Source organism: Streptomyces sp. 840.1 (assembly GCF_003751445.1).
GTDB lineage: Bacteria > Actinomycetota > Actinomycetes > Streptomycetales > Streptomycetaceae > Streptomyces.
Window position 1 is genome coordinate 95,061 of the sequence record NZ_RJUU01000002.1, and the last position, 22,322, is coordinate 117,382.

20 protein-coding genes are annotated in these 22,322 nt (G+C 72.7%); 12 read left to right on the forward strand and 8 right to left on the reverse strand.

Going from position 1 to position 22,322, the window contains the following annotated elements; genetic code table 11:
- Positions 1 to 29: 29 nt before the first annotated feature.
- Complete coding sequence (locus EDD93_RS26745; RefSeq protein WP_123528060.1) at positions 30 to 563, reverse strand: DUF402 domain-containing protein; 534 nt, start codon at positions 561 to 563, stop codon at positions 30 to 32.
- Positions 544 to 1,464, reverse strand: a complete 921-nt coding sequence (locus EDD93_RS26750) for a GNAT family N-acetyltransferase (protein ID WP_123528061.1) — start codon at positions 1,462 to 1,464, stop codon at positions 544 to 546. The genes EDD93_RS26745 and EDD93_RS26750 overlap by 20 nt, the downstream gene beginning before the upstream one ends.
- A 138-nt stretch (positions 1,465 to 1,602) precedes the next feature.
- On the opposite strand from EDD93_RS26750, the gene EDD93_RS26755 reads away from it, so the two are divergent.
- Positions 1,603 to 1,977, forward strand: coding sequence for a GntR family transcriptional regulator (locus EDD93_RS26755; protein ID WP_123528062.1), 375 nt, complete (start codon positions 1,603 to 1,605; stop codon positions 1,975 to 1,977).
- A 110-nt stretch (positions 1,978 to 2,087) separates the two neighbouring features.
- Here EDD93_RS26755 and EDD93_RS26760 read toward each other — a convergent pair whose 3' ends face one another.
- Positions 2,088 to 3,194 (reverse strand): DUF5925 domain-containing protein, encoded by a 1,107-nt coding sequence (locus EDD93_RS26760; protein WP_260255962.1) that lies wholly within the window; start codon positions 3,192 to 3,194, stop codon positions 2,088 to 2,090.
- Positions 3,195 to 3,431: 237 nt separating this feature from the next.
- On the opposite strand from EDD93_RS26760, the gene EDD93_RS26765 reads away from it, so the two are divergent.
- The 3 genes from EDD93_RS26765 (at position 3,432) to EDD93_RS26775 (ending at position 5,554) form a co-directional block, all read left to right on the forward strand.
- The gene (locus EDD93_RS26765) at positions 3,432 to 4,241 is read left to right on the forward strand and encodes an SGNH/GDSL hydrolase family protein (protein ID WP_123528063.1); all 810 of its coding nucleotides are present in this window, start codon (positions 3,432 to 3,434) and stop codon (positions 4,239 to 4,241) included.
- Positions 4,242 to 4,499: 258 nt separating this feature from the next.
- Positions 4,500 to 4,763, forward strand: a complete 264-nt coding sequence (locus EDD93_RS26770; protein WP_123528064.1) for a hypothetical protein — start codon at positions 4,500 to 4,502, stop codon at positions 4,761 to 4,763.
- 176 nt (positions 4,764 to 4,939) lie between these two features.
- Positions 4,940 to 5,554 carry a TetR/AcrR family transcriptional regulator gene (locus EDD93_RS26775; protein WP_260255963.1) on the forward strand — a complete coding sequence of 205 codons (615 nt, stop codon included), beginning with the start codon at positions 4,940 to 4,942 and terminating at the stop codon, positions 5,552 to 5,554.
- A gap of 14 nt (positions 5,555 to 5,568) precedes the next feature.
- On the opposite strand, the gene EDD93_RS26780 is transcribed toward EDD93_RS26775, so the two are convergent.
- Positions 5,569 to 6,402: an ABC transporter permease gene (locus EDD93_RS26780; RefSeq protein WP_123528066.1), complete on the reverse strand. Its 834-nt coding sequence runs from the start codon at positions 6,400 to 6,402 to the stop codon at positions 5,569 to 5,571.
- Positions 6,399 to 7,376 carry an ATP-binding cassette domain-containing protein gene (locus EDD93_RS26785; protein WP_123528067.1) on the reverse strand — a complete coding sequence of 326 codons (978 nt, stop codon included), beginning with the start codon at positions 7,374 to 7,376 and terminating at the stop codon, positions 6,399 to 6,401. Before EDD93_RS26785 ends, EDD93_RS26780 begins: the two co-directional genes overlap by 4 nt.
- Before the next feature lie 63 nt (positions 7,377 to 7,439).
- Between EDD93_RS26785 and EDD93_RS26790 the strand changes: the two genes are divergently transcribed.
- Complete coding sequence (locus EDD93_RS26790; RefSeq protein ID WP_123528068.1) at positions 7,440 to 8,150, forward strand: TetR/AcrR family transcriptional regulator; 711 nt, start codon at positions 7,440 to 7,442, stop codon at positions 8,148 to 8,150.
- A gap of 35 nt (positions 8,151 to 8,185) precedes the next feature.
- On the opposite strand, the gene EDD93_RS26795 is transcribed toward EDD93_RS26790, so the two are convergent.
- The 3 genes from EDD93_RS26795 to hmgA all read right to left on the reverse strand — a co-directional run bounded on the left by EDD93_RS26795 (position 8,186) and on the right by hmgA (position 11,673).
- Positions 8,186 to 9,448: a type ISP restriction/modification enzyme gene (locus EDD93_RS26795; protein WP_185092536.1), complete on the reverse strand. Its 1,263-nt coding sequence runs from the start codon at positions 9,446 to 9,448 to the stop codon at positions 8,186 to 8,188.
- A gap of 70 nt (positions 9,449 to 9,518) precedes the next feature.
- Positions 9,519 to 10,304, reverse strand: coding sequence for a GntR family transcriptional regulator (locus EDD93_RS26800; RefSeq protein WP_123528070.1), 786 nt, complete (start codon positions 10,302 to 10,304; stop codon positions 9,519 to 9,521).
- A gap of 40 nt (positions 10,305 to 10,344) precedes the next feature.
- Entirely contained in the window at positions 10,345 to 11,673 is a 1,329-nt protein-coding gene (gene hmgA, locus EDD93_RS26805; RefSeq protein ID WP_123528071.1) for a homogentisate 1,2-dioxygenase, read from the reverse strand.
- A gap of 122 nt (positions 11,674 to 11,795) precedes the next feature.
- Here hmgA and EDD93_RS26810 point away from each other — a divergent pair, with 122 nt between their 5' ends.
- The 7 genes from EDD93_RS26810 to EDD93_RS26840 all read left to right on the forward strand — a co-directional run bounded on the left by EDD93_RS26810 (position 11,796) and on the right by EDD93_RS26840 (position 22,267).
- Positions 11,796 to 13,919 (forward strand): right-handed parallel beta-helix repeat-containing protein, encoded by a 2,124-nt coding sequence (locus tag EDD93_RS26810; protein ID WP_123528072.1) that lies wholly within the window; start codon positions 11,796 to 11,798, stop codon positions 13,917 to 13,919.
- Positions 13,920 to 14,074: 155 nt separating this feature from the next.
- On the forward strand, positions 14,075 to 14,857 hold the full coding sequence (locus EDD93_RS26815; protein ID WP_123529365.1) for a hypothetical protein: 783 nt from the start codon (positions 14,075 to 14,077) through the stop codon (positions 14,855 to 14,857).
- On the forward strand, positions 14,854 to 16,182 hold the full coding sequence (locus EDD93_RS26820) for a hypothetical protein (protein WP_123528073.1): 1,329 nt from the start codon (positions 14,854 to 14,856) through the stop codon (positions 16,180 to 16,182). Before EDD93_RS26815 ends, EDD93_RS26820 begins: the two co-directional genes overlap by 4 nt.
- A gap of 45 nt (positions 16,183 to 16,227) precedes the next feature.
- Positions 16,228 to 16,848 (forward strand): TetR/AcrR family transcriptional regulator, encoded by a 621-nt coding sequence (locus EDD93_RS26825; RefSeq protein WP_123528074.1) that lies wholly within the window; start codon positions 16,228 to 16,230, stop codon positions 16,846 to 16,848.
- Positions 16,849 to 16,976: 128 nt separating this feature from the next.
- Complete coding sequence (locus EDD93_RS26830) at positions 16,977 to 19,229, forward strand: molybdopterin oxidoreductase family protein (RefSeq protein WP_123528075.1); 2,253 nt, start codon at positions 16,977 to 16,979, stop codon at positions 19,227 to 19,229.
- A gap of 172 nt (positions 19,230 to 19,401) precedes the next feature.
- Positions 19,402 to 20,760, forward strand: coding sequence for an ABC transporter ATP-binding protein (locus EDD93_RS26835; RefSeq protein ID WP_123528076.1), 1,359 nt, complete (start codon positions 19,402 to 19,404; stop codon positions 20,758 to 20,760).
- Positions 20,761 to 20,872: 112 nt separating this feature from the next.
- Positions 20,873 to 22,267, forward strand: coding sequence for an aldehyde dehydrogenase family protein (locus EDD93_RS26840; protein ID WP_123528077.1), 1,395 nt, complete (start codon positions 20,873 to 20,875; stop codon positions 22,265 to 22,267).
- Positions 22,268 to 22,322: the final 55 nt, after the last annotated feature.

Genomic DNA, 22,322 nt, shown 5'->3' on the forward strand with positions numbered 1-22,322 from the left:
CGCACCGGCGGGCCGGGCGGCGCGGGGTCTCAGACCAGCAGGCCGGCGAGACCCTCCGGTGTACGGGCGAGGCGTTCCAGCTCGTCCAGCGCCGCGACGGCGGCCCGCGCCGCCCCGGGATCGCGTCCGGCCAGCCCGCTCTGCTCGAACTCGTCCTCGTCCAGCCGCAGTACGCCGGAGCGGTCCGCCGGCACCCACAGATCGAGATCCAGGTCCTCGACGAGCAGCTCACCGTCGCGCAGCACGGCCGGGCGGGTCACGTCGCAGTACCAGCCCTTGAGTTCACCCGCGCCGCTGCGGACCTCCTTCACCGCGAACCAGGCGTCGCGCCAGTAGTGCTCGGTGAAGACGTCACCCGGCTCGAAGCGTACGAAGCCGAAGTCGCGGACCCCGGGGGCGGCCCAGGGCGCCCGCACCGTCACCCGGGTGCCGTCGTCGGCGACCAGGGCGGCGGGATACTCGATCTTGGTCTTTCCCGCCTTGACCAGGACGACCGTCAGCCCGGAGTCCGGCCCGGGATCCGGTGCGACATCCGGTCCTGCGTCAGCCGAGCTTGCGGACATGGCGTACCTCCGAGGCGCAGATCTCGTAGCCGAACCAGCGGTTGATCGCCAGCATCGGACCGTTCTCGGCGTCGTTGCCGGTGTATGCGTCGGTGTACCCGGCAGCGCGTGCCCGGTGCAGCGAGTCGTTCTTGGCGAGCTTCGCCAGCCCGCGGCCGCGGTACGCCCGCCGGGTGCCCGTCATCCCCGACCAGTAACGCCCCGAGCCGTCGCACTCCGCCACGCTGAACGCGGCGACCTCGCCGTCGACCACCACGACCGAGGTGAGGCGGCGGTCGAGCGAGGGATCGCCCCAGGTCTCGGTGAGCCACTTCTCGTAGTCCGACAGCTGGGCCGGGGTGTCGCTCGGCTCGTCCGCCGTCGTCTCGGCATCCGCCTCGAAGAGCGGTCGCGGGTCGTCCTCGAAATCGGCGGCGGTCCGCAGCTCGACACCGGGCGGGAGCTCCTGACGGGGCGGCAGCGTGCCGCCGGCCAGATCCAGGTGCATGAAGTGCGCCGGCCGGCTGGGCGCGTAGCCGTGCCGCTCCGCGAAGGCCCGGTCGCGCGGGGTGTCCAGCACCCAGGCGTAGACCTCGCTCGCACCGGCCGGAGCCAGATATTCCTCGGCCGTGCGCAGCAGCAGGGAGCCCGCACCCCGGCCGGTCCGCTCCGGATGGACGTGCGGATTACAGAACGCCTGGCCGGGCCTGGGGCTCTCATGGGCGAGACCGGCCTCGGCGGTTGCGATGATCTCGCCGTCCTCCTCCGCGACCAGCAGGCGGGACCGCTTGTCGGGATGGGCGTTCGCCAGGCCGAAGACGACCGCTTCCGGGGTGGTCACCATGAACGGGAGCGCGGCGCGCCGCACCCGCACCCAGTCCTCGGCGTCGGAGGTGCGGAAGTCGCGAACGATGACAGTCATGCGCCGGACCGTACCCGGAGGCACCGCCGGTCCGCCCGTGATTTTTTTCCGGCGCCCCCGGCCGCGGCGGGGGCCGTCCCGGGACGCGTCGGCGGGGCGGGCGCCTGTGGTTTCGGGGGGTGGGGGGAGAATCGGGCTGTGACTCTGAAGATCTCCGTTGACCCGGATTCCGGCGCCGCCCCGTACGAGCAGCTGCGCACCCAGATCTCCGAACTGGCGCGCTCCGGCGCCCTGCCGGTGGGCTACCGGCTTCCGACCGTACGCGGCCTGGCCGAGGAGCTGGGCCTCGCCGCCAACACGGTCGCCAAGGCGTACCGGGCGCTGGAGGCGGACGGGGTGATCGAGACCCGTGGGCGCAACGGGACCCTCATCGCCGCCGCGGGCGACGCGGCCGAGCGCAACGCCGCCTCGGCCGCGCGGGAGTACGCGGAGCAGGCCCGGCGGCTGGGGCTGTCCCGTGCGCGGGCGCTCGCGCTCGCACAGGACGCGGTGCGGGCGGTGTACGCGGGGTGAGGTGAGGGCGGCACGCGCCGGGGGCCGGTTCGGGCCGGACTGGGCCGCACGGGCCGGTCCGGGACGTGCGGGCTGTGTGCGGCCGGGCCCGCGCGGGCCCGGCCCGGTGCTCAGAGGTACAGGCCCGCGTCCGCCCCCGAGTCCTGCTTCGGGACCGAGGCGGGGCCCTTGCCGCGGCGCAGCGCGTACAGCTCCGCCAGGGTCACGCCGCCGGGGGACCCGTCGCGGGCCAGGCCCTCGTCGCTGCCCAGCCAGGCGACCGACTCCTTGCGGGTCAGCGGGCCCACCTCGATCCGGGCCAGGCAGCGGCCCGGCCGCACGACCGCCGGGTGCAGGCGTTCCAGGTCCTCGTTGGTGGTGATCCCGACAAGGACGTTGCGGCCCTGGCCCAGCAGCCCGTCCGTGAGGTTCAGCAGCCGGGAGAGCGCCTGGCCTGCCGTGTGCTTGGCCTCGCCGCGGATCAGCTCGTCACAGTCCTCAAGGAGCAGCAGCCGCCAGCGGCCCTCCGCCGTGCCGTCGTCCTCGCCGATCGCGATGTCCATCAGATAGCCGACGTCGTTGAAGAGGTGTTCGGGATCGAGTACGCAGTCGACCTGGCACCAGTCCTGCCAGGACCGTGCAAGGGTGCGCAGCGCGGAGGTCTTGCCGGTGCCGGGCGGACCGTGCAGCAGGAGCAGCCGGCCCGCGATGTCCTGCGGGGTGACCTTCATCAGCCCGTCCATGGCATCGGCCACCGGTGCGGTGTAGTTGGTGCGGACCTCGCCCCAGGCGCCGGCCGTGATCTGCCGGGTGGTGCGGCTCGGGCCGCGGCGCGGCGACATGTGCCAGAAGCCCATCGTCACGCTGTCGGGCTGCGGTTCGGGTTCGTCCTGGGCACCGTCGGTGGCCTCGTCGAGCACCTTGCGGGCCAGTTCGGGGCTGGTCGCGGTGACGGTGACGTCGGCGCCCCGGTTCCACCGCGAGACGAGCAGCGTCCAGCCCTCGCCCTCCGCGAGCATGGCGCTGCGGGAGTCGTCCCGGGCGGCGCGCAGCACCGTGGCTGAGGCGGGCAGCAGTGTCGCCCCGCTCCGGACCCGGTCGAGCGAGGTGGCGTGCGAGTACGACTGCTCGCCCGTCGCGAACCGGCCGAGGAACAGGGCGTCGACGACATCGGACGGGGAGTCGCTGTCGTCGACGGTGAGCCGGATCGGCAGCGCTGACTCGGGGGTGGCAGACATGGCGCCCATGATCCGGCACCCGGACACCCGGTGCACCCAGGTTTCGCTCCTTGCGCGGCTCGGGCGGCGGCGCCCGCCGCTCCGCGCGCTCCCCCGGAGCGCCGGAGTGACGCGCCCTCAGGGGACCGGCGCCAAAAGCTCATCCGATGGACTTGGCATGCACACTTCCGGAATGGCTGTCCCTGCTGCTACCACGTAGGTGGCAGAGATCCTGCTGGTCGGTCCAAGGGAGGTTCCATGAAAATGTCCAGACTCGTGGCGTTCTCGTCCTCGCTCCTGCTCGGTGCCGTCATCGCCCTGACCGGGGCGGCCACCGCGAACGCCGCTCCGTCCGTCCAGGCCGTCGACTACGTCGCCCTCGGCGACTCGTACTCCTCGGGTGTCGGCTCCGGCAGCTACATCGGCTCCAGCGGTGACTGCAAGCGCAGCACCCTCGCGTACCCCTCGCTCTGGGCGGCCGCCAACTCGCCCGCCTCGTTCGCCTTCACCGCTTGTTCGGGGGCGCGCACCGGCGATGTGACGGCCGGCCAGCTCGGCCCGCTCAACGCCTCGACCGACCTCGTCTCCCTCTCCATCGGCGGCAACGACGCCGGGTTCTCCGACGTCATGACGACCTGTGTCCTCCAGTCGGAGGCCACCTGCCTCAACCGGATCGCCACCGCCCGCGGTTACGTGGACTCCACGCTGCCCGGCAAGCTCGACACGGTGTACAACGCCATCAGTGCCAAGGCCCCGTCCGCTCATGTCGTGGTCCTCGGCTACCCGCGCTTCTACAAGATCGGCGGCAGCTGTGTCGTCGGGCTCAGCGACAAGGTGCGCGCCGCCATCAACGGCGCGTCCGACTACCTGAACGCGGCCACCGCCAAGCGTGCGGCCGACCACGGCTTCACCTTCGGTGACGTCACGGGGAAGTTCACCGGGCACGAGATCTGCTCGGGGAGTGCCTGGTTGCACAGCCTCAACTGGCTCGACATCGGTGAGTCCTACCACCCCTTCGCCGCAGGGCAGTCCGGTGGCTATCTTCCGGTCCTGGACTCGGTGGCCTGAGTCGGCGCCGGAACCCTTCCGCAGGGAGGGGGTCCCGCAGGCCGGGGCCCTCTTCCGGGTACCTTCCGCAGACCGGGCCGGCGGTGTCCGGTCCTCGACGGTCTGCCCAACTTGCCCTGGAATCGGGCAAATCCGGAGTACCGTCGTCAACCTCCGTATGTGTGTGCTCAATCCTGTGCCCGGGATACACGAGTGTCGCCGCGGGGGGATAGGGTTAACCTGCCCGGGTCGGGTGCCCTCGTACGGGTGGGGAGTGACATGGAACAGATAACGGTGCGCAGCAGGCCGCGAGTGCCTGCTATTACCTGCGGGAGCGGTGCGACGAGTTCGCGCCTCGACCGCCATCTCGCGGTGCTGGGCGGCCCTGTCGTCCCGCAGCGCGATTCCGCGGAGGCGACGTTGCTGATGCGCGAGCTGACCTCGCGCGACGCCGCGCACACACGGCGGAGCAAGAGTGCGCGGGTCTCGCTCTTCGCGCCTCTGCGACGACTGCGACGCTCGCTCTTCGGCAGCCGCCGCTGATCCGACGGCCCCGGTCCAGGTATCGCGCTGCTGCCCGCTCTTCCGTCATCCCCGGAGTCGGCAGTGGCGCGTCGCCATGTCCGCACGGGGGTTCGGTGCCGCCGTGGGCGCGTGCCGGACGGCGGTCGAGCGGGTATCCAGGTAATTCGGCGCCGAAATACTTCTAGACTGACGGCATGCCCGAGAAGCGAGCCGCGCGTCTGAGCCCCGACGAGCGAAGGGCGCAGCTGGTATCGATTGGCGTGGACATGCTCGCCGATTGCTCGCTGGACGAACTCTCCACCGATGACGTGGCGCGCCGCGCCGGTATCTCCCGGGGGCTGCTCTTCCACTACTTCGACTCCAAGCGCGACTTCTACCGCTGTGTGGTGCGCCGGGAGTGCGACGACTTCGCCGCGGCCACGGAGCCGGACCCCTCGCTGGAGCCCGTCCCCTGGCTGCGGTCGTTCATCGCCGGATTCGCGGCGTACGTCACCGAGCACCGCAGGGTCTACCTCGCCCTGGTGCGCGGCGCCGCCGGCAGTCATCCCGCGGTGGAGGACATCGTCGAGTCCACCCGCGCCACCCTGGCCCGGCGGGTGGAGGAGGGGCAGCGGCGGCTCGGGATGCCGGATTCGCCCCGGCTGCCCGTCGCCGCACGGGCCTGGATGGCCTTCGCCGAGGAGGCGGTCACCAGCTGGCCGCTCGACGAGCCGGACGCCCTCGTGGAGCTCGGCGCCTTTCTGGAGTCGAGCTTCATCTCACTGCTGGGTGCACTGGACCGCCCGGCCGCACTGCCCGACGGCCCCTGACGCTCCCGCGCCCGTCACTCGCCGCGCGCGTACCGGCGTACGGACAGCGGTACGGCGACCGCGAGCAGCACCGCCGACCAAAGGAGCGACCCGGCGACCGGGTGCGCGACCGGCCAGGCGGAGTCCGCGGCCGGCGCGGTGTTCCCGGCGAGGTCGCGGACGGCCGAGGCGACGGCGCTGATCGGGTTCCACTCGGCGAGCACCCGCAGCCAGTCGGGCAGGTTGCCGGTGGGGATGTAGGCGCTGGAGAGCAGCGGCAGGACGAAGGTGGCGGAGCCGAGCTGGCCGGCCGCCTCCTCGTTGCGGATCAGCAGTCCGAGCCAGCAGCCCACCCATGCGGTGGCGAACCGGAACAGCATCAGCAGCCCGAACGCGCCCACCGCGGCCGCCGGGCCGCCCTCGATCCGCCAGCCCACCGCGAGCCCGGCCAGAACCAGCGGGATCATGCCGACGGCCGTGGTCAGCAGATCGGCCGAGGTCTGCCCGAACGGCACGGCGGAACGGCTCATCGGCAGCGTCCGGAACCGGTCCATCACGCCCCGGTGGCAGTCCTGGGCGGACTGGAACATCCCGGTCATGATGCCGTTCGCGGCGGTCGCCGCCAGCAGCCCCGGCACCAGGAAGGAGCGGTACTCCTGGCCCGGCACGGCCAGGGCGCTGCCGAAGACGTACCCGAAGAACAGCAGCATCGTGATCGGCATGGTCTGGGTCAGGATCAGTACGCCCGGGGCCGCCTTGATCCGCTGCAGGTGGCGGCCCAGGACGGCCAGCCCGTCCGTGACCGGTGCGCTCGCGCCGCTCCCGGCGCCTGTGGTGGGCCGCTCCGCCACGAGTGCGTTGCCGCTCATGCCGCCATCTCCTTCGTCGGTGGGGCCGCCCGGCCGCTGTCGCGGCCGGTCAGCCGGAGGAAGACCTCGTCGAGGGTGGGCGGCCGCAGGCTCGCGTCGATCACCGCGGCGCCCGCCGCGTCCAGCTCGCGCACGATCCGGGGGAGCGTGAGCGTGGGGTCGGTGGCGACGACGCCCACCGTGCGGCGCTCGTGGTCCAGGACCGGTTCGCAGCCCGTCAGCCGGTCCAGTACGGCGGCGGCCGGCAGGAGCGCCGACGCATGGCCGACGGCCACCTCGGCGTAGCTGCCGATCTGTGCCTTCAGTTCGGCGGGGGTGCCCCGGTGGGCCGCCCGGCCGCTGTCGATGAGGACGATGTCGTCGGCCAGCTGATCGGCCTCCTCCAGATACTGCGTGGTGAGCAGCACCGTGGTGCCGGCGCCCGTCAGCTCCCGTACCGCGGCCCAGATCTGGTTGCGGCTGTGCGGGTCGAGACCGGTGGTCGGCTCGTCCAGGAACAGCACGTGCGGCCGGGTCAGCAGGCTGGCGGCGAGGTCCAGCCTGCGCCGCATCCCGCCGGAGTAGGTGCGGGCCGGGCGGTCGGCCGCGCCGGTCAGCTCGAAGCGTTCGAGGAGCTCTTCGGCCTGGCTGCGCGCGGCCCCGCCGCGGAACTTGAGCAGCCGGGCGAAGAGCCGCAGGTTCTGCCGGCCGGACAGCTCGCCGTCGACCGAGGCGCTCTGCCCCGTGACGCCGATGGCCGCCCGTACCGCGCCGGCCTCGCGCACCACGTCGTGACCGGCGACCCGCGCGCTCCCGCCGTCGGGTGCGGTCAACGTGGTGAGGACGCGGACGGCGGTGGTCTTGCCGGCGCCGTTGGGCCCCAGCACTCCGCAGACGGTGCCTTCGGCGACGGCCAGATCGAGACCGCGCAGCGCGTGGACGGAGCCGTAGCGCTTCTCCAGACCTTCACTAAGTACGGCGTACGTAGTTGTCATGCCGCCACGGTAGCGCACTACGTACGGCGTACGTAACTACCATGGGGGTCGAGGTGATGATCAATGGTGGGGCGACCCGCTGTACCGGAAGTGATCTGGGCGCGTTCCGAGCGTGCCGGCCGGGGCCCCAAGCCCGCGTTCAGCCGTGCGGACATCGCGGCGGCCGCCGTGCGCATCGCGGACGCGGACGGGCTCGACGCGGTGTCGATGCGGAAGGTGGCGGCCGAGCTCGGCTGCGGCACCATGTCGCTCTACAACTACGTGCCCCGCAAGGAGGACCTGTACGAGCTGATGCTCGACACGGTCAGCGCCGGTTACCGCTACCCGGATCCGTCCGGTGACTGGCGGACCGATCTCCTGGCCCTCGCCCACCAGGCCCGCGCCATGATGCACCGCCACACCTGGATGCCCCGGCTGATGTCGCCGGTGTACGGCTTCAGCCCGAACGCCCTGCGCTACCTGGAGTACGCGCTGAGCTGCCTGGACGGGGTCGACGTGCGGTTCGGCGAGAAGATGGAACTCATCGCCATGGTCAACGGCGTGGTCACCACCTACACCGCCAACGAGATCGCCACGGCGGAGCGCAGCCGGTCGCTGCCCTGGTCCGAGGAGCAGGAACAGGCGGCCCGCACCGAGTATCTGATCAGCCAGATCATGACCGGGAAGTACCCGCGGATGGCGGCCGGATTCGCCGAGGACCCCGGACCGATCGACCTGGAAGCCGTCTTCGAGCGGGCCCTCGCCCGGGTGCTGGACGGGTTCGACCGCCCTTAGCGCGTGTTTCGCTCGGATCGGGCCGGGTTCGGCGGTCACAACAGGGCGAACTGCCCGTCCGGGCCCTCCTCCTGGTGGTCGAGCACGGACGCGGGCCGCCGGGCCGAGGGCGTCACCGGCAGCACGCCCGCCGCGCGCAGCTCCGCCGCGCCGATCAGCGGGCCGGGCGCCAGGGCGTCCTGCCGGGGCCGCAGTTCGGCCAGCAGGGCGAGCAGCGTGATCAGTTCCAGCAGCTCGGACGTCCACTCCTGCGGCCAGGCGCGCGGCCGTACGGACTCCAGCCCGTCCGCCCCGGCCGCCGCCGTGCGCCGGCCGAACCACAGCTCCAGCATCCGTACGCCGCCCACCCGGAACTCCCACGCCCCCGCGGGCACCGGCGAGACGCGCCCCGTACCGATCCGCAGCACCTGCTCCCCGGCGTCGTAGGCCAGCTCCGACGGTGCGGGCGGCACGGCGGCCCGCACGTACGGGCGGCGCCCGCCCGGCAGCCTCGGCCGCTCCCCGCCGCGGGCCCCGCGCAGCTGGAGCCTCAGCAGCTCCCGCCCCAGCTCCACCCCCGCCGTCCAGCGCGCGGTGTCCGAGGGCAGCGGCACCACGCAGCCGGCCGGGGAGTGCCGGGCCGCCGCGAGGATCCACGCCAGTACGGATTCGGAGGAGACCGTGTCCCCGTGCCGGGCGCGCAGCAGCGCGAGCAGGCCCGGTGCCAGATTGGGTTCGAGGCCGCCGGGGCGCCGGTAGAGCGGCCGGATGCGGCCGGGGCGGCCTGCGGGGGAGTGCCCGTCGGGGAGCAGTGCCGTCACCGACAGGGCGGGGCCGGTGTCCTGGGGGATCCGGCCGTGCTCGACGACGAACAGCTGGTGCCCGTCGGCGACCCGCCACAGTTCGGGCCGGGCGGTGTCTATCAGCCGGTGGTCGGGGAGCAGCCACTGCTCGTCGAACGGGCCGTGCAGAATCCGGACCGGCTCCGGGCACGGGCCCGGATCGCGGGCGAACCGGCCGGTCGCGGTGGCCTGTCCGGGCAGCGCGGCCACCGTCGTGTGCGGGGTACGGGACCTGGTGGGGGCGAACAGCCGCTCGCGCTCGGTGTCACCGGCCCGTGCCAGGCGCTCCCAGCGGGCCCTGAGCGAGGCCGCGTCCGGGGCCGTCACCCAGGGACGCCCGGTCCTGAGCGGTCGCACGGACCACGGCATGAGGTCGTCGAGGAGCGGGCCGTACGGGCCCTCGCCGGAGCCCGCCGCTGCCGGAGCTGCCACCGTGTCGTCCTCCCCGTCGCCACGTCCGCCCGCCTTCCCCGGCATCGTAACGGCGCCGCCCCGGACGGCGGCAGGGTGCCTGTGCGGTGGGCCGGGAGGGGCGGCGGCCGTGGTGTCAGTGCGCTTCCACCGTGACCGAGAACGAGAACCGGTCGCCCCGGTAACGGATCTGCGCCACATCGACCACCCGGCCGCCCTCGTCGTACGTCACGCCCGTGTAGTACAGGATCGGGCTGAGCAGCGGGACCCGGAGCAGCTCGGCGGTGACCGGGTCGGCGAGCCGGGCCTCGACCGTGTCGGTGATCCGCGCGATCCGGACCCCGATCCGGTCGCGCAGCACCTTGGTCATCGGCCAGCGTTCCAGGTCCGCCGGGTCGAGCCCGGCCGCGACCTGTGGATGGATCCAGTTCTGCGCCCAGTTCGTCGGCTCGCCGGAGTCCTCCTCGCACCGCAGCCGCCGGTAGCCGACGACCTCCGGGCAGCCGGGGAAGTGCTCCGCGACATCACCCGGTACGGCGAGCGGGCCGTGGTCGAGCAGCGTGGTCAGCTCGCCCGACTGCTGGGCGACGATCGCGTCGATCGACCCGAGCAGCCGGACCGGTGACACCCGGCGGGCGCGCGGCTCGATGAACGTGCCGCGCCGCCGGTGCCGGCTGATCAGCCCCTCCGCCTCCAGCTCCTTGAGCGCCTGCCGCATGGTGAGGACGCTGACGCCGTAGTGCGCGGCGAGCTGTTCCTCGGTCGGCAGCCGCAGGGTGGCGTCCGGGGTGCGGCCCAGTATCGAGGCCCGCAAGGACTGCGAGACCTGGTACCACAGCGGCAGTTTGCGGTTCAGGACCAGTGAGTCGGGTGCGAAGGCGGCCCCCTGTGGCGCGGGGGGCTTCAGAGGGGTCTGCGACACCTGGTCACCTGCATTCGTCGTCACTGGCACTGGGTATGCGCTACGGCCTGAAGTTGCTGCTCAGACCCTGCCACACGTCGTCGTAGCCGTGCTGGAGATGGCCGGCGGTCGCGGCCTGGCCGGTCGCCGTGACGGGCCAGCGGGTCTCGAACATGAACGCCAGACCGTCGTCGATCTTCTGCGGCTTCAGCTCCGCCGCGCTCGCCCGGTCGAACGTCTCCCGGTCCGGGCCGTGCGCAGACATCATGTTGTGCAGCGAGCCGCCGCCGGGCACGAAGCCCCCCTTGCCGGCCGTCTTCGCGTCGTAGGCACCCTCGATCAGGCCCATGTACTCGCTCATCACGTTGCGGTGGAAGTACGGCGGCCGGAAGGTGTCCTCGCCGACCAGCCAGCGCGGGGCGAACACCACGAAGTCGACCCCGGCCAGCCCGGGGGTGTCCGACGGCGAGGTCAGCACCGTGAAGATCGACGGGTCCGGATGGTCGTAGCTGACCGAGCCGATGACATTGAACCGGTGCAGGTCGTAGACGTACGGGGTGTGGTTGCCGTGCCAGGCGACCACGTCGAGCGGCGAGTGGTCGTACGTCGCGGACCAGAGGTTGCCGCAGAACTTGTTGACCACCTCGACCGGGCGCCGCACATCCTCGTACGCGGCGACCGGGGCGAGGAAGTCCCGTGCGTTGGCGAGGCCGTTGGCGCCGATCGGGCCCAGATCGGGGAGGGCGAAGGGCTGACCGTAGTTCTCGCAGACGTAGCCGCGCGCGGTGGCGTCGAGCAGCTCGACCCGGAAGCGGACGCCGCGCGGGATCAGCGCCACGTGGCCCGGTTCGGCGCGCAGCAGGCCCAGTTCGGTGCGGAGCAGGAGGCCGCCGTGCTCGGGGACGATCAGCAGCTCGCCGTCGCTGTCGCTGAACACCCGGTCCGTCATAGCGGTGTTGGCGTGGTAGAGGTGCACGGCCATGCCGCTGCGCTGCGCCGCGTCGCCGTTGCCCCCCAGCGTCCACAGTCCGGACAGGAAGTCGGTGCCGGGCGCGGGCTCCGGGAGGGGGTCCCAGCGCAGCCGGTTGGGGTCGGGGACGGATTCGGTGAACGGGGCGGAGCGCACAGCCCCGTTGTCGATCCGGCGGAACGGGGGATGGGCCGCGGAGGGACGGATCCGGTACAGCCACGAGCGGCGGTTGTGCGCCCGCGGCTCGGTGAAGGCCGAGCCGCTCAGCTGCTCCGCGTAGAGCCCCAGGGGGGCGCGCTGCGGTGAGTTGCGGCCGTGCGGCAGCGCCCCCGGCACCGCCTCCGAGCTGTGTTGATTTCCGAAACCGGCGGAATGCTCCAGCCCTTCCGCCGTCTTCCTCGCCTGCTCGATGCCGCTCATGTGCGCTCCCGGTGCCGAAGGAATCCTATGGGTAACCGTAGGAATCAAAGAGGGGTGAGTCAACGGCATTCGTGGTGCGCAAGGGGGTTCCAAAAGTTGAACAATGCTCTACTCTCCGGCACATGTCGTGGACACGTAGACTTTTGGTGATCCTGGCGGCGCTCGCGGCCGCCCTCCTCGCGGCCCCGGCCGCCCAGGCGCACGAGGAACGTCCGGTCACCCTTCCCGACGGAACCGGCAGCGTCCCGGTGCACCGCGCGGGCGAGCCGGACCTCCTGGTCTGCAAGAGCGACCGCGCCGACTTCGAGCACCGGATATCGGGCTTCCCCGACGCCCTGCGGACCAGGAACCTGAAGCTCTTCGACCGGTGCCAGAAGTCCGGCTACCGCCATCTCCAGCAGGCCGTCGACGCGGTCACCGGCCCCGGGAAGAACATCGCGGTCCTGCCGGGGCTCTACGAGGAGGAGCCCTCACTGCCGGCACCGACCGGGGAGTGCGCCCGGCTGAAGGCGCCCGACTCCCAGCTCGGCTACCAGATCCTGAGCTACGCCCAGCAGGCGAAGTGCCCGCACAACCAGAACCTGGTGGCGATCCTCGGCAAGAAGGACCTGCAGATCGAGGGCACCGGCGCCGAGCGCACGGACGTCGTCATCGACGCCAAGTACCGCAAGCTCAACGCGATCCGGGCGGACGGCTCCGACGGCGTCTACTTCAGGAACTTCACCGCCCAGCGCACCACGTTCAACTCGCTGTACATCCTGGCCCAGGACGGCTTCGTCATCGACGACGTGCTGACCCGCTGGAACGACGAGTACGGCTTCCTGACCTTCGCCAGCGACCACGGCCTCTACAAGAACTGCGAGTCGTACGGCAACGGCGACTCCGGCATCTACCCGGGCAGCGCCTCCGACATCAACGACGGCTACGGCTACAAGGTCCCGCGCTACTCGATCGAGATCACCGGCTGCCGCAGCCACCACAACATGGTCGGCTACTCCGGCACCGCCGGGGACTCCGTCTACGTCCACGACAACGAGTTCGACCACAACATGGGCGGCGCCTCCATGGACAGCGCCTTCCCCGGCCACCCCGGGCTGCCGCAGAACCACGCCCGCTTCGAGCGCAACCTGATCCACGACAACAACGCCGACTACTACCCGTACGTCGCCGACGGCACCTGCGCCAAGCCGCCGGTCGAGCGCGGTTACGAGAACGGGGTGGTCTGCCCGCAGATCTCCATGCCGCCGGGCTCCGGCATCATCACCGCGGGCGGCAACTGGAACATCTACGAGAACAACTGGGTCTACGGGCAGCAGCGCGCCGCCTTCTTCCTGAGCGCCGTACCCGCGTTCATCCGGGGCGAAAGCGCGCTGGGCAAGCAGACCGACACCTCGCACCACAACCGGTACGCCGACAACCACCTCGGCACCGACAAGGCCGGCAACGCCCGCCCCAACCGCACCGACGTCTGGTGGGACGGCCAGGGCGACGGCAACTGCTGGCAGTCGGACGCGGGGCCCTCCACGCCCCGCTCACTGCCCGCCTGCGGTGACGAACGCGGCGCGGTCACCGGCCGCACCGACCGGCTGATGGGCGAACCCGTCAAGCTCGCCCAGCTGCTGGTCTGCGCCGACTACAACGTGCAGGCCCGCCGGCTGCCGGCCGGCTGCGACTGGTACGGCGCACGGGGGATCGAACGCGTGGAGTTCCAGGCGGCCCTGGGCATCGCGGTGGTGCTCGTGCTGGTCGGCGGCGTGCTGTGGTGGCGCAGGCTCCGCTCCAGCCGGCTCGCCACGGCGGCCTCGGCCCTCGGGCTCATCGGCCTCGGCCTTGACGTGGCCGGGTCGACCATGGGGCTCGCCTCCTCCTACCTGCCCGCTGTCGCGCTGCTGCTGACGGGGCTCTGGTGGACGGGCATCGGTCTGGTGCTGCGGCGCGAGCGGCCGGGCCTTGGCTGGACGACGGTGGTGCTGGGCGCGCTCACGCTGCTCGACGCGCTCGACAAGGGCGTGTTCATGATCCCGTGGATTCCGCTGAGCCCCGCCTGGGTGCGCGGGCTGCTCGGCGTGGTCTGGGTGGTGTGGGCCGTGGTGGCCGCCGCCCGGCACGGCGAACGGGAGCCCGGGACGCCGGATGCGGACGACGCCGGGGGCGCGAGTGCCGCCCACGTACCCGCTCCCGCGTCGGACGGCGCCCCGCCACGGCCCGCCCCCTCGGCCCCCGCCACGGACGGAGATGCCTCGTGACACACCTTCAGGACCGGGCGCAGGGCCGGGCGCAGGAACGGACACAGGGCCGGGCGCAGGACCGGACAGGGGCCCGTACGCAGGACCGGACACAGGGCCGGGCGCAGGACCGGACAGGGGTCCGTACGCGGACCGGCTGCAGGGCTGCCCTCGCCCTGCTCGCCGCTGCCGCCCTCGTGCTCGGCGCGGGCGGCTGCGGCGGGCGGGCCACCACCCATCACAAGCCGGGCACCAGCCACGAGCAGGCCACCGGCGACGCCGGCCGGCTGCTGTCCTCGGACGACGGCGCCGGTCACCGGCTGCGCCAGGTCGACGCCGAGGGCGCGCCGGAGGTGGCCGTCGCCGTGCGGCCGGACTCCGAGGACGGCTGGAACGTCCACCTCGCGGTGCGGAACTTCCGGTTCACCCCGGACAGCGTGGGCGGCGGCGCACTCCTCGGCCGGGGCCACGCCCGCCTCTTCCTCGACGGCCATCCGCTCGCCCGGCTCTACGGACCCTGGTTCCACCTGCCCGAATCACTGATCCGGAGCGCCGGCAGCGGCACCGAACTCACCGCCCGCCTCTACGCCGACGACCACACCGCCTGGGCCGTCGGCTCCACCCCGGTCCAGGCCACCGCCGCCCTCACCGCCACCGCGACGACCGCACCCGCCACCACGCCCGCCGCACCCGGCCCCGGCACCACGCTGGAGATCTCCGTCCGCGACGGCAAGGTCAGCCCGGCGCCGGGCCGCGCCGAGATCAAGAAGGGCCGGACCGTGCGGCTGGAGGTCCGCAGCGACCACGACGACACCCTTCATGTGCACGGCTACGACAAGGAGGCACGGCTGCCCGCCGGCAGAACCGTCACGCTCACGTTCACCGCCGACCGCACCGGGCTCTTCGAGGTCGAGACGCACGAGTCCGATCTGCTCCTGACCCAACTCGTCGTACGGTGACCCCCGGTCCGCCCGGCGGTCCCGGTGCGGGGGGCGGTGGGGCGAGCGTCCTCGCCCATGGCATCGGCGCCCAGCACGACCTGCCGCTCTCGCCCTTCTACGCGTTCGCGGGCGCCTTCGCCGCACTGTTCGTCTCCTTCCTCGCGCTCGGCCTGCTCTGGTCCGCCTCCCGGTTCCGCGGCGCACTGGCGGGCCGCCCGCTGCCGGCCGCCGTCCAGCGCGCGGCCGACGCCCGCGCCACCCGCGCCGCGGCCCGCGCGCTCGGCCTGGCCGCCGCGCTCCTGGTCGTGCTGCACCTCCTGTTCGGTCCGGCCGACCCGGGCCGCAATCCGGCTCCCGGCGCCGTCTACGTACTCCTGTGGGTCGGGCTCGTCCTGGCCTCCCTGCTCTTCGGTCCCGTCTGGCGGCTGCTCAACCCGCTGCGCACCCTGCACCTCCTGGTCTGCCGCGCACTGGGGCGCGCGCCCGGGGCCGGCCGGCCCGTCCCCGTACGCCTCGGGATGTGGCCGGCGGCGGCCGGGCTGCTCGCCTTCACCTGGCTCGAACTCGTCGCCCCCGACCCCGCGTCCCCCCGCGCGCTGCTGCTCTTCCTCGGCCTGTACAGCGCAGCCCACCTCGCGGGCGCCGCCCGCCACGGGGCCCACTGGTTCGACCACGCCGACGCCTTCGAGGTCTACTCGGGGCTGCTCGCCGGGCTCTCCCCGCTCGGCCGCCGCCCCGCCGACCGCCGCCTCGTCCTGCGCTCCCCGTTCAACGGACTCGACGCCACACCACAGCTCCCCGGACTCGTCGCCACCGTCTGCGTCATGCTCGGCTCCACCGCCTACGACGGCTTCTCCGACGCGCCCTCCTGGATCACAGCCGTCCAGACCTCCCCGCTCGGCCGCACCACCGCGGCCACCCTCGGACTCCTGGGCGCCGTCGCCCTCGTGGCCTCCCTCTACGCGCTCTGCGCCGCTGCCACCCGGCTGCTCTCCGGCCGGCTGCCGAACCCCCTCACCGCCTTCGCGCACTCGCTCGTCCCGATCGCGCTCGGCTATCTCGTCGCCCACTACTTCACACTCTTCGTCACCGAAGGCCCACGTACGGTCATGGTGGCACTCGGCACTGACAACCCGGTCCCGCCCGAGCCGCCCCTGGGCCCCGGCGGTGTCGCCGCCCTCCAGGTACTCGCGATCGTCCTCGGTCACGTCCTGGGGGTCGTCGCGGCCCACGACCGTTCGGTGCGGCTCTTCCCGCCCGGCCGCGCGACGGTCGGCCAACTCCCGCTGCTGGCCCTGATGATCGCGTACACCATCGGCGGGCTGAGCCTGCTCATCGCCTGAGACCGGTGCGCACCCTTACGTCCGGCGAAGGAGGCCCACGGCATCATGGAGTCCGTGCCCCATGCGAACACGAACCTCCGCCGCGCCCCCGTGCAGCAGCGCAGCGCCGAGCGCCTCGCCCGGATACTCGACGCCTGCGCCGAACTCCTCGACGAGACCGGCTACGAGCAGCTCTCGACCCGGGCCGTGGCGGTACGGGCCGAGGTCCCCATCGGTTCCGTCTACCGGTTCTTCTCCAACAAGCGGGCCCTCGCCGACGCCCTCGCCCTGCGCAATCTGGACAGCTACGCCGAGCGCATCACGGGCAGGCTGGCCGTCATCCCGGCCGACGACTGGCGCCGCGCCATCGACGCCGTGCTCGACGAGTACCTGGCGATGAAGCGTTCCGTACCCGGCTTCGCGCTCGTCGACTTCGGCGCACCGGCGCCCGACGAGGACCCGGCCGACGACGCCAACCACCGGGTCGCGAGCCGGCTGGCCGACCTCCTCTGCGGGCATCTTGGCCGCACCTCGGACGAGGACCTGCTGCGCACCGTCCTGGTCTGCGTGGAGGCCACCGACGCCCTGCTCAAACTCGCCTTCCGCACCGACGGGTCCGGCGACCAGGCGATCGTCACCGAGACCCGGGTGCTGATCCAGGCCTATCTGGCGCGCGTGCTGGACTGAGCCCGGCCGGCGGGACATCCGGCTGCCGCAACACCTCCCCGACATGCGTACCGGTCGGTATGCTCGGTGCTGCCTGGACGCGTACCCGCGTACCCGCGTCAACGTTGCAGCCGCCCCGGGGAGGGCCCATGTCGCACGACCCCAGCAGCCCCCGCACCGCCCTGCGCGTCTGCCCGCTCTGCGAGGCCACCTGCGGACTCGTCCTCACCATCGAGGGGACCAGGGTCACCGGCGCCCGGGGCGACCGCGACGACGTGTTCAGCCAGGGCTTCGTCTGCCCCAAGGGCGCCTCCATCGGCGGACTCGACGAGGACCCCGACCGGCTGCGCACCCCCCTCGTCCGCAAGGACGGGGTCCTCACGGAGGCGAGCTGGAGCGAGGCGTTCGACGCGATCGCCCGCGCCCTGCCCGCCATCACCGCGGAGCACGGCCCGCAGGCCGCCGGGGTCGTCCTCGGCAACCCCAATGTGCACACCATGGCCGGCGCCCTCTACCCGTCCGCCCTGCTCGGAGCCCTGCGGACCAGGGCCCTGTTCACCGCCAGCACCCTGGACCAGATGCCCAAACACGTATCCAGCGGGCTGCTCTTCGGCGATCCGAACACCATCGCGGTGCCCGACCTCGACCGCACCGGCCATCTGCTGCTGCTCGGCGCCAACCCGCTCGAATCCAACGGCAGCCTCTGCACCGCCCCCGACTTCCCCGGAAAACTCAAGGCGCTGCGCCGCCGGGGCGCCAGCCTCACCGTCGTCGACCCGCGCCGCACCCGTACCGCGCGCCTCGCCGACCGGCACGTCGCCATCCGCCCCGGAACCGACGCCCTGCTGCTCGCCGCCGTAGCCCACGTACTGTTCGAGGAGAAGCTGACCGACCCCGGACCGCTCGCCGATCACGTCCGGGGCATCGAGGAAGTCGCCCAGGAGCTGCGGGACTTTTCGCCGGAGGCGGTCGCCGGGGCCTGTGACGTGGACGCCGGCACCATCCGCGCGATCGCCAGGGAGCTCGCGGCCGCCCCCACCGCCGCCGTGTACGGCCGCATCGGCAGCTGCACCGTCGAACACGGCACCCTGGCCAGCTGGCTCGTCGACGTCCTCAACGTCCTCACCGGCAACCTCGACCGCCCCGGCGGCGCCCTCTTCCCGCTCTCCGCCACCGCCCGCGCCCCACGGCCCGCCGCCCCCGGCAAGGGCTTCGCCCTCGGGCGCTGGGCCAGCCGGGTCTCCGGACACCCCGAGGCCAAGGGCGAACTGCCCATCGCCGCACTGGCCGAGGAGATCGAGACACCCGGCGAAGGGCGCATCCGCGCGCTGATCGTGCTGGCCGCAAACCCGGTGCTCTCGGCGCCCGACGGCGACCGGCTCGACCGGGCGCTCGCCGACGGGCTCGACTTCATGGTGAGCGTCGACCCGTACCTCAACGAGACCTCCCGCCACGCCGATGTGGTGCTTCCGCCACCGCCGCCCTCGCAGAGCGCCCACTTCGACTTCGCGTTCAACGCCCTCGCCGTCCGCAACCAGGTCCGCTACACCCGGCCCGCCGTCCCGCTGGACCCGGACCGGATGGACGAGAGCGAGATCCTCGCCCGGCTCGTCCTCGCCGTCTCCGGGACGCACGGCGCCGAGCCGGACGCCGTGGACGCCATGGCCATCGACCGGACCCTCGCCAAGGCCGTGGCCGACCCCCACTCGGCGGTGCACGGCCGGGCCCCCGCCGCACTCGCCGCCGCGCTCACCGGCCGCACCGGACCGGAGCGCCGCCTGGACCTGATGCTGCGCCTGGGCCCGTACGGCGACGGCTTCGGCGCCGACCCCGACGGCCTCACCCTGGAACGGCTGCTCGCCCACCCGCACGGCATCGACCTCGGCCCCCTCACCTCCCGCATCCCACAGGTCCTCAGCACCCCCGGCGGACGCGTCGAACTGCTCCCCGCGCCCATCGCCGCAGACCTGCCCAGGCTGCGCGAGGCCCTCGCCAAAGGCGCCGAGCCCGGTGCGCTCGTCCTCATCGGCCGCCGCCATCTGCGGTCCAACAACAGCTGGATGCACAACGTCTCGGCGCTCGCCGGCGGCTCCAACGTCTGCACCCTCCAGGTGCACCCCGAGGACGCGGCCCGGCTCGGACTGGCGGACGGCGCGGCCGCCACCGTCACCGCGGACGGCGGTGAGCTGACCGCCCCGGTCGAGATCACCGACGGCGTGCGGACGGGTGTGGTGAGCCTCCCGCACGGCTGGGGGCACAGCCGCCCCGGCACCCGGATGTCCGTCGCCGCCGCGCGGCCCGGCGTCAACGTCAACCAGCTGCTCGACGGCAGCCGGCTCGACCCGCTCTCCGGCACCGCCGTACTCAACGGCATCCCCGTCACGGTGGCACCGGCGCACTGAGCGGAGGCCGTTGACCAGGTGAACCGGAATCCCACCTGGCACTTGCGGCCCGGCAGCCCCCGTACCCGCCAACATGTGCGCGAGTCATTCCCACACCCCGCCCAGTGGGTTAATTTCAGGCCACTGCTGCCGCTCCCCACCGCTCCACCACCATCCTTCCGGGCGGAACCACATGACTCGCGCCATCACCCTGAACAACGTCAGCAAGGCGTACGGACGGTCCTCGCGTGCCGTCGACCGTCTCTCGCTCTCCATCGAACCGGGCGAGTTCGTCGTCCTGCTGGGCCCCTCGGGCTGCGGCAAGTCGACGGTGCTGCGCATGATCGCCGGCCTCGAGGGCGTCTCCGAGGGCGAGGTGCTCCTCGACGGTGAACCGGCGAACCACCTCAGCCCCCGCGAACGCGGAATGGCCATGGTCTTCCAGAACTTCGCGCTGTACCCGACCATGACCAACCGGGCCAACATCGGCTTCCCGCTGAAACTGGAGAACCCGCGCCAGGACCACAACGACCGCATCGAGAGCACGGCCAGGATGCTCGGGATCGAGAGCGTCCTGGACCGGCTTCCCGGCCAGCTCTCCGGCGGAGAGCGCCAGCGCGTCGCGATGGGCCGGGCCATTTCGCGCCGGCCCTCCGCCTTCCTGATGGACGAGCCGCTCTCCAACCTCGACGCGAAGCTCCGCAACCACCTGCGCGCCGAGATATCCCAGCTCACCAGGGAACTCGGCGTCACCACCGTCTACGTGACCCACGACCAGGCCGAGGCGATGTCGCTGGGCCACCGGGTCGCCGTGATGCGCGGGGGAGTGCTCCAGCAGGTCAGCCCGCCGCGCGAGGTGTACGCGCTGCCGGAGAACGTGTTCGTCGCCGCGTTCATCGGCACCCCGCGGATCAACCTGCTCCAGGCCGTCGTGCACGCCCCCCTGGAGGGGCGGATGTCCATCGACCTCGGCCGCCAGCGCCTCACGCTGACCGAACCGCTCAGCCCGGACCACCAGTTGCTCCGCATCCAGCAGGGCCGCCGGATCATCGTCGGGCTGCGCTCCGAGGCGGTCCGGATCGCCCCGCCGAGCCGGGCCCGCCCCGGAGAGGTCGCGCTCAGCGGCATCGTCGAGCACGTCGAGTACCAGGGGCACGAGGCGCTGGTCCACCTCAACACCGGCTCGCGGCCCGCCGTGGTGCCGGACCTGGAATCGGCCCGCCAGGACCACGGCACCCAGCGCAGGCGCCGCGCCGCCGAAGGCGGAGCGGGGGTGCTGGGGCGGCTCAGAGAACGCGCCGCCGGGCACCTCGGCGGCTCCGTCGCCGTCCTGGACGCGCCGGAGGCCGACGCGCAGGCGCCCGCCGTGCGCAGCCCCGACCGTCCCGCGGTCACCGCCAGCGACCTCGTGGTGCGCACCGGACCTGACATGCGGCTGCGCAATGGCGGCCAGGTCCCGCTCCTGGTGGATCTGGCACACCTGTACGTCTTCGACCACCACGGGCGCCGGATCTGCCCGTTGCCCAGGGACGTTCCGGGGCTGGACATGTAGCGGGGCGTCCGGGCGGGCGCGGAGTGACCTGTGTCTCTGGCGCCAGAAAACTAACGGCGCTAGTTTGGGGCGAGGACGACCGTGTCCGTCACCGTGCCCGGGAGGAACAGCCATGAAGGCCCACGACGGTATGTACATCGGCGGCGAATGGCGGCCGGCCGCGGGAACGGACACGATCGCGGTCGTGAATCCGGCGGACGAGCAGGTCATCGCCCACGTCCCGGCCGGGACGGCGGCCGATGTCGACGACGCGGTACGGGCCGCGCGCGCCGCGTTCCCCGGCTGGGCCGCGACCCCGCCGGCCGAGCGCGCCGCCCGGATCGGCGCGCTGCGCGACGTGCTGGCCGCCCGCAAGGACGAGGTCGCCGAGACGGTCACCGCCGAACTGGGCTCACCGCTGCCCATGTCGCAGATGGTGCACGCCGGGGTGCCGGTGCTCGTCGCCGGCTCGTACGCCGAACTGGCCGCGACGTACGCCTTCGAGGAGCGGCACGGCAACTCCACCGTCCTCCTGGAGCCGGTCGGCGTGGTCGGCGCGATCACCCCGTGGAACTACCCGCTGCACCAGATCGTCGCCAAGGTCGCCCCGGCGCTCGCCGCGGGCTGCACCGTCGTCCTCAAGCCCGCCGAGGACACCCCGCTCACCGCCCAGCTCTTCGCCGAGGCCACCGCTGAGGCGGGTCTGCCCGCCGGGGTCTTCAACCTGGTCACCGGTACGGGGCCGGTCGCCGGACAGGCCCTCGCCGCGCACGAGGACGTCGACCTGGTCTCCTTCACCGGCTCCACCGCCGTCGGGAAGCAGATCGGCGCGGCCGCCGGCGGCGCGGTCAAGCGCGTGGCCCTGGAGCTGGGCGGGAAGTCCGCCAACGTCATCCTGCCCGGCGCCGACCTGGCCAAGGCCGTCAACGTCGGCGTCGCCAACGTGATGTCCAACTCCGGCCAGACGTGCAGCGCCTGGACCCGGATGCTGGTGGACGCCGACCGGTACGAGGAGGCCGTGGCCCTGGCCGCCGCAGCCGTCGCCAAGTACGTGCCCGGCGAGCGGGTCGGCCCGCTCGTCAACGCCAAGCAGCAGGCCCGGGTGCGCGGTTACATCGAGAAGGGCATCGAGGAGGGCGCCCGCGTCGTCGCCGGCGGCCCCGAGGCACCGCTCGCCACGGGCTACTACGTCAGCCCCACCGTCTTCGCGGACGTCACCCCGCAGATGACCATCGCCCAGGAGGAGATCTTCGGCCCGGTCATCTCGATCCTGAAGTACGAGGACGAGGACGACGCCCTGCGGATCGCCAACGGCACGGTGTACGGGCTCGCCGGCGCGGTCTGGGCCGCCGACGACGATCGGGCCGTCGCCTTCGCCCGCCGGATGGACACCGGCCAGGTCGACATCAACGGCGGCCGGTTCAACCCGCTCGCCCCCTTCGGCGGCTACAAGCAGTCCGGCGTCGGCCGCGAACTGGGCGTCCACGGCCTCGCGGAGTACCTGCAGACCAAGTCCCTCCAGTTCTGACAGTCCGGACCGTCCTGACAGACCTGATAGACCTGACAGTTCTGACAGTTCTGAG

Excerpts from the sequence above, each read along its gene's own strand:
- EDD93_RS26745 (WP_123528060.1), bottom strand. The coding sequence starts at position 563 with ATGTCCGCAAGCTCGGCTGACGCAGGACCGGATGTCGCACCGGATCCC.
- EDD93_RS26750 (WP_123528061.1), bottom strand. The coding sequence starts at position 1,464 with ATGACTGTCATCGTTCGCGACTTCCGCACCTCCGACGCCGAGGACTGG.
- EDD93_RS26760 (WP_260255962.1), bottom strand. The coding sequence starts at position 3,194 with ATGTCTGCCACCCCCGAGTCAGCGCTGCCGATCCGGCTCACCGTCGAC.
- EDD93_RS26765 (WP_123528063.1), top strand. The coding sequence starts at position 3,432 with ATGAAAATGTCCAGACTCGTGGCGTTCTCGTCCTCGCTCCTGCTCGGT.
- EDD93_RS26770 (WP_123528064.1), top strand. The coding sequence starts at position 4,500 with ATGGAACAGATAACGGTGCGCAGCAGGCCGCGAGTGCCTGCTATTACC.
- EDD93_RS26775 (WP_260255963.1), top strand. The coding sequence starts at position 4,940 with ATGCCCGAGAAGCGAGCCGCGCGTCTGAGCCCCGACGAGCGAAGGGCG.
- EDD93_RS26780 (WP_123528066.1), bottom strand. The coding sequence starts at position 6,402 with ATGAGCGGCAACGCACTCGTGGCGGAGCGGCCCACCACAGGCGCCGGG.
- EDD93_RS26785 (WP_123528067.1), bottom strand. The coding sequence starts at position 7,376 with ATGACAACTACGTACGCCGTACTTAGTGAAGGTCTGGAGAAGCGCTAC.
- EDD93_RS26790 (WP_123528068.1), top strand. The coding sequence starts at position 7,440 with ATGGTGGGGCGACCCGCTGTACCGGAAGTGATCTGGGCGCGTTCCGAG.
- EDD93_RS26795 (WP_185092536.1), bottom strand. The coding sequence starts at position 9,448 with ATGCCGGGGAAGGCGGGCGGACGTGGCGACGGGGAGGACGACACGGTG.
- hmgA (WP_123528071.1), bottom strand. The coding sequence starts at position 11,673 with ATGAGCGGCATCGAGCAGGCGAGGAAGACGGCGGAAGGGCTGGAGCAT.
- EDD93_RS26810 (WP_123528072.1), top strand. The coding sequence starts at position 11,796 with ATGTCGTGGACACGTAGACTTTTGGTGATCCTGGCGGCGCTCGCGGCC.
- EDD93_RS26825 (WP_123528074.1), top strand. The coding sequence starts at position 16,228 with ATGGAGTCCGTGCCCCATGCGAACACGAACCTCCGCCGCGCCCCCGTG.
- EDD93_RS26830 (WP_123528075.1), top strand. The coding sequence starts at position 16,977 with ATGTCGCACGACCCCAGCAGCCCCCGCACCGCCCTGCGCGTCTGCCCG.
- EDD93_RS26835 (WP_123528076.1), top strand. The coding sequence starts at position 19,402 with ATGACTCGCGCCATCACCCTGAACAACGTCAGCAAGGCGTACGGACGG.
- EDD93_RS26840 (WP_123528077.1), top strand. The coding sequence starts at position 20,873 with ATGAAGGCCCACGACGGTATGTACATCGGCGGCGAATGGCGGCCGGCC.